Below are 10,472 nucleotides of genomic sequence, written 5' to 3'. Positions count from 1 at the left end.
ACGAATATTAAAAAGCCGCTCTTTGAGCGGCTTTTTTTATTTTTAGGTGTATATTTAGTCGGAATCGCACCAGCTTGGAAGGTGGATAAAGCGGAACTCCGTGTTTTTCCGGCGAATTGATATGGTAAATTCATTGTAGACAGCCCTACTTAGCCACCTCATATAGATCTAAAAAAATGTAATTCTAAGAGTCGATTAACCTTTTATATACTAGGTTTCAGTAATATTCTATTTATGTTTCACTCGACTTATTAACAATTGTTGTATGTTTATTTTCATAAATAAATTTACAAGAAACTTATAAAAGAGGTTATTTTTTCCTCTTAAAGTAGTACAATTTTATATCGGTACTTATACAATTTATGGAGCGGTAATGATGAAAAAGGTTTTATTAGGGACACTGCTATTAATATCGTTTAATGGTTGGTCATCGAGTGTATATAGAGGTTTGGTTGCTCAAATCGTATGCCATGCTGATTCGGTAACCTCAACATGTATGGTGCAGCTGAAAAGCACGCCTTCAGGTGAATCTTGCTCAGCAAACAATGATTGGAAATACGCTTTCAATGGCTCAACACCAGAGGGTAGCAACTTATTGTCGTTGTTATTGACCGCGCAAGTGAGCAGAAAAACAGTGGGCATTCGAGGCCAAGGGCAATGTACTTTGGTAAATTATTCTGAAGATATCAGCTACGTCTCTATCGAAGAGTAAGCATCAGCACAGAGATTCTACTCGAACATATTTAGCTATATTGCCCAGCCTTTGGGCAATATAGCACCTATTTAATTACAATAATGTTAAATAATATAAACCCTGAATTATATTTATTTTTATATAATTGAAATTAAATTATTCTCATGTGTTTAATGTAATTTACTGAATTAAATAAAATTAACAGCATCTATATTATCTTTTTTCTTCTCTCCTATATACTTTTTAAGTCTACTTTTAACTTTTCATAGTCTCGTTGTTTTCCCTGTATTTATCCATGTTTTCCATCAGTTAATTGCCTATGTATTTGCCATGATAAGGCCAACCCACATTATAGAGAGCAAATCATGGCTATATCACTGACGCTAGACTTGTTGGCTGAAATAATGCCGCAAGCAAAAACAGCAAACATAGAAAAGTATGTAACGGCTTTAAATGAAGTACTGCCAACATTTGAAATAAATACTCCGTTGCGTATTGCACACTTTGTGGCCCAAGTTGCCCATGAAAGCGGATACTTAAATTACAATCGCGAAAATTTAAATTACAGCCAAAAAGCGTTGAGGGCGGTATTTGGCAAGTACTTCCCAAATGATGACGTCGCAGGTGAATACGCTCGCCAACCAGAAAAAATAGCTAACCGAGTCTACGCTGATCGCATGGGCAATGGTGACGAGGCATCTGGCGACGGTTGGCGTTATCGCGGTCGTGGTCTCATTCAGTTGACTGGCAAAGACAATTATACCCGTTGTGGGGAAGCGCTTGGCATAGATTTAACGAGCAATCCCGATTTAATCAGTGATGATGCAACAATTGCCATTCAAAGTGCTTGCCACTACTGGCAAAGTTGCAACTTGAATTCACTTGCGGATCAAGATGACCTATTGAAAATCACCATGCGCATCAATGGCGGAACAAATGGCCTTGAAGATCGCACGGCCCTGTTAAATCGAGCAAAACAATTTTTAGAGATCGCATAAGGAACCAATATGGATGCAATTAGTAAAATGTCGCTTGTGGAGTTAAGTAGTCACTTTAATGCGCTAAAAGGTGCAGATGTGTGTTGGCCTCGTATTGAGAAAATGATTTCTGACACGGCAAACAGCTGGCTGCAAAGTGGTAAAGCCCCTAACGACTTATCGGTAATGAATGTTTGGTGGCACACGTGTTTTGAGCTATTGGCTCCACACCAAGTTCAGATCAGTGCGCTTAATTATCAAGATGAGTACATCGAGATTAAAAACCTTGGACCGGCTATTATCGATTTGAGTGGCTGGAAAATTACCGCAGGCGATAAGTATCAAACCTTTGTCTTTGCCAAGGACACATTAATTTATCCACATGAAACGCTGCGAATTGAAACCTACCCGGGTAGTGCGTTGAGCTTTGATAGTAAGCGCCCAATATGGAATAACAAAGGGGATAAAGGTGCACTATATGATAGCGATGGCGCCTTGGTGAGCACTTGGTTATATGGTGACGCTACCCATGAGCATGTTGAAGTAAGTCTTGTAAACTTTGATGGCTTAGAAGCCAAAAAAGAGGGCGATGAATTTGTCGAAGTTGCCAACTTAAGTCACTCGGTGATTGATATATCACTGTGGCAAATCCGAGGTGATAAAGGGCAACAGTTCGAATTTCCAGTTGGTGCTCTTATCAAACCGCAAGATGTCGTGCGCGTTTATACCAATCAAACTCACCCGAGCACTGGTGGGCATAATTTTGAGAGTCAAAGAGCGCTTTGGTCCAATGATGGAGGAAAAGCGACACTGTACGACAATCAAAACGCCTGTATTAGTGAATATCAATGGTGAAAAGAAGGGGGAGTTTCCCCCAATATGATGATGATAAATAAAAAACAATCCAACTCAATAGAGGTATCGGCTGACATTGCACAAGTTATTCAAGAGGGGCAGCAGCTGATATCCTATATGGCCAAAAATGGTCAAGTCAGTCTCGCACCAGAATTGGCAGAGGTGATGATCAATGCCAAATATAAGTTGCAAAAAAAGCAATGGAGCCCACAGGATGAAGCGGATGTTTTACATAGCTACGACCAGCTAGCGAAAGCCGTCTCTCCGGTATCGATGGAAAGCATTCAAGCTATTTCTCGTGTAGATAATGACAAGCCAAGTCAAGCCGAACGCGCAGTTGCATGGTATCGGCGTTATACCTTGGTGGCGCTACTGTGTTTGTTGTTTGCGCAGATTTACTATCTATTTGGCCACGCATTAGCACATGATTTAAACGCATTGTACGAGAGCCGTAATGAGTGGCAGTTGAAGGTGTTAAAAGCCACTCCCGACAGCGCGGAATATGACCAAGTACAGCAAAGCTATGAAGAGGTGGGTCAGCGGCTAGATGCGAATTACAACTTGCTTAAGGTTTGGAATAGAGTGTGGTTGTTCGGGCTCACGTTTAAAAGCGATATCCCGCCTTATAGCAAAGAAAAACTAGATGTAGAGTTGCGTCGTCTAGAGAGAGAGCAAGCCAATGCGACGGATTTGGACAATTTACATCTGGCGGAGACACGGCTTAAGGCCCGGCTTCAATTGTTTGAAAACATGCTCTTTGCCCAGTCAGTATTAGAAGTGCTGCAAGGTTATATTTTGCCGCTGTTATATGGGTTACTCGGTGCATTTATTTTTGTTTTAAGAGATCTCTTAAAAGAGATTAAGGCCATTACATTTACCTCAGACAGTGAAATTCGTTATCGATTGCGGTTAACGTTAGGTGCACTTGGCGGCATGATTATTGGTTGGTTTTTAAACCCTCAAGAATTATCTGGGTTAGCGTCGTTGTCACCGATGGCTATGGCATTTTTAATGGGCTACAACGTCGATGTACTATTTGCGATTATGGATCAGGTCATTGACAAACTGCGTAATGCTTTGGCTAATAATGCAACGAGCCAAGCACCAGTAGATCGCAAGAAAATAGACTAATTAATATCTAAAGTACGCGATTTGACGGTAAAGTCAGTAAAAAAATCCAATTATCTTTGTGTTTGATTGAGTAACTTAGGTATATCAATTTTACAGGAGATAAATATGGAAGCGGAGCAGGAAATCGTTGATAACCCGCTTAAGGCAGAGCACGAATTTTCAGCCATTTTAGCCCAGTGCAAAGCCATGGCGGAGTTTTCATTTCATAAAGGGATCAAGGTACCCGAGTCGATTATGGTAAAGCTCGATGCAATGTCAGGCCATAGCGGCGGCCAACTAGAAATAAAGGCGTTGACGCACGTACATAACCGATTGACAGAACTGGTTGCCCCAGCCAAGCCTGAGACAATTTGGCTGATGTCTGAGGAGACTAAAAAAGGGAGCTTATTGCTATTTCTTGGTCGTGTACCGTTAATTAGGAAGATGATGGTCGTGGCCATTATGTCACTGGTTGCGCTCATCGCGTTAAGCTTGTCGAGTTACATCAACAACGAAAATATGGTCGCGAGTATGTTCGACATGGAAGGTACGCGATTATTGTATGTGCAGGCTATTTTGTTGGCATCTGCGGCCATAGGCGCTTCATTCGCCGCGTTGTTTAAAGCCAATAGTTATGTGACCGCAGGGGTCTATGACCCGAAATATGAAAGCTCTTACTGGGTACGCTTTGTGGTGGGTTTAATCGCTGGGATTATTTTAACTCAATTGATCCCGGTTAACTTAGATGCTGTAGCCAGTGCCGCAAGTAGTGAAACTGGCGGAGCACCTGTCAGTCATGCTGCACTTAGAATCACAATGGCGCTCGTTGGCGGTTTTTCGGCGAATTTAGTGTATAAGATCCTCGATCGTATCGTCGAAACTGTTCAGTCGTTTATTTCGCCAAATATGCCTGAAGACCCTCAAGTATTAAAACAGAATCTGGAGAATCAGTTTCGAAAGCAAGAATTGGATCAGATTACCATTTGGAGCCAAGGGATCGTCGCCATCCAGAGTAAGTTGGCTCTAGAGCCAACTATGCCTGTCTCCAAAATTCAGCAAATGCTTGCTGATTATTTGAAAGAAGTCATGAGTGCACATGAGGAGAAGTGACATGGTAAAAGCATGGTTAAAAGTTGGGGTAATCCTTGCCGCATTGCTGATTTTAAGCACCCAGTTGGGCTGTTCACTGCATTTAGTGTCAGAATATGACCGCGCGTCGCAAAATCAGATGTTGAGCCTGATGAAGAAGATAGACGGTTTCTACCTGCATATGTCCAATGTCGCGCCTGCTAAGCGTAAGTTTTCACATTACACCAGCGGCTATACCAATATTGAAGTTGAAATAAACGCCCTATTACAAAGGCAAAAAGTGCGAGAGCTCAATGAGCTGACCGTGAAGCAAGTAGAAATTTTACTGGAGTTATGGCAGCAAGGTAAGTTGGCACACAAAACCAAAGACAGCATGTCGGATTTCATTATTAAACGTCGTCGCTCTGAATATCAGCGGGTGATGTTAGCAATGATCCGAGGTGAAGAAAGCAAAGCATAATAGGAGATGATTGATGGAATTTGATATTGCAAAAACACTACAAGATGTAAGCGGCCAAGTGATTGGCGAGCTGGGAGATGCCGGGAACGCATTTGCCGGGGAATTGGGTAAAGCATTTGCTGAGAAACAACAAAGCTTGGCGGAGTTAAGCTCCGCCTACTTGAATGGAGAAATAGATGAAGCTGAACTTAAGCAGGAGTTGGCACGCGAGCAAAAAGTCATTGAAGCGCAATTAATTACGCTCGAAATTGCGGCAAAGGCTGCGATACAAAAGGCTGTAAATGGTGTGATGGATGGTCTTGTCAGTACTTTAAAAGGGGCGTTGTAAGCGCGAACTTGTTGTCAAAAAGGTGCAAGGATGCACCTTCTTTTTTCTCCCCTAAACTATCATTTAATTAGCCGATTAGTACAGTTGAAAGGCGTTTATGCTCATACTATTTAATCGTGGAGAATAGTCATGAGCAAAGCGAAAAGACGGATTCGTTGGCGGCGCGTGCGGATATTAAAACCCTATAATTATTATTTTCATGTCAGTACAAAACCTCAAACTAACCAGCTGGTCTCGCAGCCGCTAAAAGCGACGCGTCTGGACGACATGTCTGATGAGTCGTTATCGCCCTCCGTTAATACATCATCAGTGAAAAGCGACACATTAGCAGCCAAGGACAGTAAGCCACATACTATCGGTGTTGATAATGAAAGCCAGTCCACAACGCCTCCTAAAGACGCTTCTACAGAAGTCCTATATGTTGCAGAGGCAGACTCTCCAATCGCAGAATTTGAGCCTGGGCAAAACCCTTATATTTTTTATCTTCAGCAAGTGCCCATCATGTTAACCGGGTTACCGCAAGAAGTGGCTATTTCAGCGCCCACAGATACGCAAGTGGCATCTGAACCAGAGCCCCGCACAGAAATGGTCATTGACAGAGCTATTTCCGTTGCAACGCCGCAACTTGAGGTTATGACTGTTGAAGCTGATGACGACCCGTTACCTCAAAACACGGATCATGGTGTGCACGATGGCGATGGGGAGTTGTTATTTTGGCAAAATCCCCGTGTTGCTTACCCCAAACCATCTACATATCGTCAAGGGGTGAAATCTCCGCATGTGGCGAATTTACCCGCGAGATTTGGCGGGCATACTGAGGAATCTGTTGATCATCGAGGATTTAGGGTCGCGCTAGACAAACAGTTGCAAAAGCAATCCGTTAAGCTAAACGCTTGGGCAACCTTATGGCACTTACCTAAAACCTTGGCGAGATGGGCTTGCCAACAGCCGTTTGAACACCTAGTGCGATTACTTAAGGGCCAATATGGTGTCAGTGTCAGTACAATATCGACCGAGCAGTTTCTGTTAGGGTGTATTTGTCATGGAGGTGAAAGCCTAATTAACGAGGCACGGCTCGCCGAATGTGTGTTACCGGCCATGGAGGTTGTTAATCAGTTTCAATTTGAAGGGAAGGCAGAGACATTTATAGAGACTTTATCGGCACAGTATTCAAGGTCTTATTGGGTGCTGATCAGGCAAATGACAACCCCTATATTCTGCGTGCGACTATCAAGCTTGATGATGTCTGCACCTTGGTCCGGCGCTTCGCCTGTTGTCAGCACAATTGATTGGCAGAAGCCTGTCGAAGTGACGTTATTCAAGATACCGAGTGAGGCTGGCGCTCACTTATCCGCACAGTATGTGCGAATGAAAAGTCGGTGGCAACCCTATTTAGCTATGCCGCTACTGGAGTTCATGTTTTTACAGCAGTCTTTACCTGATTCCCCCAATTATTCTGACGATATTCTCCATAGGATAGATGCATCAACATAACCACAACTACGGAGCAGAATGGTATGACGAACCTCGTATTTCGTTCAGGCATTGCAAGTGATGGGCGTAAAGTCGCGCTAATTTCGGATCAATTGGATGTCGAAGAAAAGTTCGATAATGGCTATAAAATTGCGTACAAAGACAAAGATGGTAAGGATACGCCCGAGTTATTGGCAAAATGGAAAGAAGCATTTACTGTGCACTCAAGAGAATTTGCCATGTTACCGTGCGGCGACTCAGTCCCTGCGGCTGTGCAACAGGGCTTTAATACAATGGTATCCAGTTTATTGAAAGGTATCGATATTCTCTTTTGTGATTACAACTTAGGCATTGAGGGGGATTTGCCAATGTGTAATGACATTATGGACATCCACCGTTCAACTGACTTTGTACTTTTCTCTTGTGATTCTTTGGTAGGAGGAGATCCTAAAGTGCAGCCTCATACTGTGGCCTACAGTGCACCGCGTTATGAGCAAGGCCAACAGATTGCTCAGCAGCACAGAATTTACTGTAAAACAGAAGCTTCTGCATTTTGTCAGGCAATTAATGCGATAGTGACGCAGCGCGCAAAGGACAACATGAATGGCGGCCATATCCGTGATGATATAGACAGCTATATTGGTGAGCCGCCTATCGATAGGGAAGCTGCAGATCAAATACTGAATCGATTTGTAGAAACGTTACACAATGAAGGTAACCAAACACCGGCACTGACACATCAAGTAAATCAGTAATGTATCAGTATTCAATGCCTTTTTCGGTCTTGCTACAGCTAGATCGAAAGGGGTAGGTTTCAGGTAAAAGGAGTACCTTCATGGATCCGCTTTTCCACTACTATGGCACGTATTTGGCAGCGCTAAGCGTGGGGATGCAAGCGCAGCCTGCACAAACGCTTGCTTATTACACGCATTGCGCTACGCGCCAGACGACAGGCAATATGCCCCATGCTTTATACTATAAAGATTATCGCTTTTTGCCCATTGTAACTGCTGATACAAAGAGCGAACTTGGTGAGCACTGCTGCAACTTAGCGTTTCAATTATTACCTGCTTTCGATGATATGCATGAGTGGGATGCAAAAGTTGAGTGCAAGCCAAGCATAAAAACGCCTGTAGCATATGAATTGGGGTCTACGACTCAATTGATGAAGTACCATAAGCCCACGGTTGTATGCCAAGGCAGCCATGTTACAAGGTGCTACTACAATCCGCTCACAGATATTGACTGGCAACATGGGGGAGCGTTCAAACGTCATTTTAGTGAGCGTTTACACAATAAAGCATCTAGCTACGCGTCGGAAAATCCTGAGATAGACCGTCAAGCAGGTGTAATGGCGGGGCCATCGTCGGTGCTCGATGAGGCTGAGCTGCAGAGATTAGAGCAAGGTCAGGTAAGCCATACGCAATCAGATAACCCAGTTAAGCTCAATTGTATCGCTGATAGCGCGTTTGCTAGAAAAATGCTCAATGATGTGATTTATAAACGTCATTATGATGCCCACATAAAACGCTTGTCTTTGCCTTTATTTGGCTGCCGATTGTATGTTTATCAAAACACATGGTTTGGAGAAACATCTCCAATTGAGGCACAAGTTAATGCTTTTCGTGCAACCTGTTATGCGTTGCAGAGTTGGTTAAACAAGGTACCGCTAAAGCATACCGGTAACTGGCTTGAGGGTAACTTGCCAGTCGAGGTAGCAAAGGCTATCAGGCAAGTTGAGAGCTTGTTGTACAGCTATCAAGACGCTGGACATCGCCATTGCTATGAGGACGACTGGGCGCGATTAGTTGCACAGTATTTACAGAAAGACCATACCATGTGTTTGTATGGGGTTGCACTGCGCCAGGATCACCTCTACGAACAGGCATTAATCGCGGGTAAAGTGAATCACCTTAAGTTAATTGAGGATTTGACCGGATTTAAACGCTCTGCGTGGTTTCTATTCAATAAAGCCGCTGAATATCACTGTGATTGGCTCGCAAGGCAGTTTTGCCACCATGAACTGAGCGCTTTTAATACTCGCCAAACGCTTGGTAATTTGGATATGTGGCGCTAGCGGTCAGTCAACCTAACGCTGTCGAGATGATGGCTTGGAGAAAATAATGCGATTAATAGATTTAATCATGATTGTCTGGCTAATTCTGCTAACGCTATACGCACTTAGCCCTAGTTTTCGGGCGTTAGTCGATCTGTGGCTGTAATGATGATGTCGCCACTGCAACAATTTACCATAAGCGGCAAAGGACGCCATGCAAAGCCGCAGATTTTACCTGCATTGTGGCCACTGTCTCTTGATGTACTAAAAGTGCAGGATGCGACTATGTTGTACAAGCGGATGTCGGAACAGACATGTCGCAGTTTAGGAATTGAACTCTTTAAAGATGTGTCACAAGCCGAGCGCTTTATTATGGCTGCTGGTGATCAGCAACAGCGCTTTGCTATTCGACATAAAACTTATGAATTAGTTGGCTGTGTGTCGTTTAGTCGCCTCACGCGCATTCATGTCTGTGACATGGCGCAACTGAGCTATTGGCTTGCTGAACCATTTCGCGGCTTAGGAGTGATGAGTTGGGCTCTGAGCTCAATATTAGCGTATCTAAAACGCACTGGGGTTAAGCATGTGCTTGCACATGTTTATACCTTTAACCAAGCTTCACGACGCTTACTTGAGTGCATGGGGTTTAAACCTTGCTGTGAAAAAGCTGACAACATTGTGCGTTATCAGCGCAAATTGGCCTAGTCACGTCACCTATTTATCAGCAATAGCGAATAGGTAATTTCAGCAAGGGGTTATAAGCTGCGGCCACACCAGACAATACGGCCTGCAACGCCATGCTGCTGTGCATTGTCTGCGGTGATTTGCCAGCTTGGATAATCGCTATTGTCACTGATGACTGCGATATGATCAGACTTCTGTTGCAAACGTTTGGCCATTAGACCATCTTGGGTTTGGATGATATAAACGCCCGCTTTAGCGGGTTGCTGTTGGCTCATATCGACCAGCACCATATCACCATGTTGTAACGTTGGCAGCATGCTGTCACCGCGCACAGAAACAAACGCCAAACGTTCACTGTGAACACCTAGTTGAGACTGCAGCCAACGTTTATTGAGCGCAAATTGCTCGGTAATTTCTTCGCCACCATTGATAGCACCAAAACCTGCACTGGCCTCAATATCTAACTTAGGCACTACTAATAGATCATCTTGACTGTGTTGGCGATGTGATTCAGCTGCTTGTACACCTGTGAGCAGCCAGTTTAAATCAATTGCAAACAGGCTATATAAGTGCTCCAGGTACGCCATGGAAGGCCGGCCAAAGCCCTGACAAATACGATAGATATGAGAGGGGGATTTACCCGTTAATTCGGCGAATTGGCGTTTGTTACCTCCAGCAAATTGCTCAACTAGGGTAATAAAGCGACGGGAAAATGCGGTACTCATAAACTTTGTTCTCAGCTTTAA

The 10,472-nt window shown here is 43.7% G+C and carries 12 protein-coding genes; 11 read left to right on the top strand and 1 reads right to left on the bottom strand.

Features of this window, described 5'->3' with window-relative positions:
- Nucleotides 1-373: 373 nt before the first annotated feature.
- The 11 genes from N480_RS10705 (at nt 374) to N480_RS10655 (ending at nt 9,747) form a co-directional block, all read left to right on the top strand.
- On the top strand, nt 374-712 hold the full coding sequence (locus N480_RS10705) for a hypothetical protein (protein WP_063372486.1): 339 nt from the start codon (nt 374-376) through the stop codon (nt 710-712).
- A 347-nt stretch (nt 713-1,059) separates the two neighbouring features.
- Nucleotides 1,060-1,692: a glycoside hydrolase family 19 protein gene (locus tag N480_RS10700; protein WP_063372485.1), complete on the top strand. Its 633-nt coding sequence runs from the start codon at nt 1,060-1,062 to the stop codon at nt 1,690-1,692.
- A 9-nt stretch (nt 1,693-1,701) separates the two neighbouring features.
- On the top strand, nt 1,702-2,526 hold the full coding sequence (locus N480_RS10695) for a lamin tail domain-containing protein (RefSeq protein WP_063372484.1): 825 nt from the start codon (nt 1,702-1,704) through the stop codon (nt 2,524-2,526).
- A gap of 24 nt (nt 2,527-2,550) precedes the next feature.
- Entirely contained in the window at nt 2,551-3,657 is a 1,107-nt protein-coding gene (locus N480_RS10690; RefSeq protein ID WP_063372483.1) for a hypothetical protein, read from the top strand.
- Nucleotides 3,658-3,762: 105 nt separating this feature from the next.
- The gene (locus tag N480_RS10685; RefSeq protein ID WP_063372482.1) at nt 3,763-4,746 is read left to right on the top strand and encodes a hypothetical protein; all 984 of its coding nucleotides are present in this window, start codon (nt 3,763-3,765) and stop codon (nt 4,744-4,746) included.
- Nucleotide 4,747: 1 nt separating this feature from the next.
- Nucleotides 4,748-5,185: a hypothetical protein gene (locus tag N480_RS10680; protein ID WP_063372481.1), complete on the top strand. Its 438-nt coding sequence runs from the start codon at nt 4,748-4,750 to the stop codon at nt 5,183-5,185.
- A 13-nt stretch (nt 5,186-5,198) separates the two neighbouring features.
- Nucleotides 5,199-5,513, top strand: a complete 315-nt coding sequence (locus N480_RS10675) for a hypothetical protein (RefSeq protein WP_063372480.1) — start codon at nt 5,199-5,201, stop codon at nt 5,511-5,513.
- Nucleotides 5,514-5,642: 129 nt separating this feature from the next.
- A complete protein-coding gene (locus N480_RS10670) occupies nt 5,643-7,007 on the top strand; it encodes a hypothetical protein (protein ID WP_063372479.1) in 1,365 nt (454 codons plus the stop codon).
- A gap of 23 nt (nt 7,008-7,030) precedes the next feature.
- The gene (locus N480_RS10665) at nt 7,031-7,741 is read left to right on the top strand and encodes a hypothetical protein (protein ID WP_063372478.1); all 711 of its coding nucleotides are present in this window, start codon (nt 7,031-7,033) and stop codon (nt 7,739-7,741) included.
- An 80-nt stretch (nt 7,742-7,821) separates the two neighbouring features.
- On the top strand, nt 7,822-9,063 hold the full coding sequence (locus N480_RS10660) for a hypothetical protein (protein WP_063372477.1): 1,242 nt from the start codon (nt 7,822-7,824) through the stop codon (nt 9,061-9,063).
- Nucleotides 9,064-9,207: 144 nt separating this feature from the next.
- Nucleotides 9,208-9,747 carry a GNAT family N-acetyltransferase gene (locus N480_RS10655; protein WP_081231828.1) on the top strand — a complete coding sequence of 180 codons (540 nt, stop codon included), beginning with the start codon at nt 9,208-9,210 and terminating at the stop codon, nt 9,745-9,747.
- 50 nt (nt 9,748-9,797) lie between these two features.
- On the opposite strand, the gene N480_RS10650 is transcribed toward N480_RS10655, so the two are convergent.
- The gene (locus N480_RS10650; RefSeq protein ID WP_063372475.1) at nt 9,798-10,451 is read right to left on the bottom strand and encodes an XRE family transcriptional regulator; all 654 of its coding nucleotides are present in this window, start codon (nt 10,449-10,451) and stop codon (nt 9,798-9,800) included.
- Nucleotides 10,452-10,472: the final 21 nt, after the last annotated feature.

The organism is Pseudoalteromonas luteoviolacea S2607 (assembly GCF_001625575.1).
Classification (GTDB): domain Bacteria; phylum Pseudomonadota; class Gammaproteobacteria; order Enterobacterales; family Alteromonadaceae; genus Pseudoalteromonas; species Pseudoalteromonas luteoviolacea_E.
Note: the sequence above shows the minus strand (reverse complement) of the source record. Positions and strands in the feature narration are given on the sequence as shown.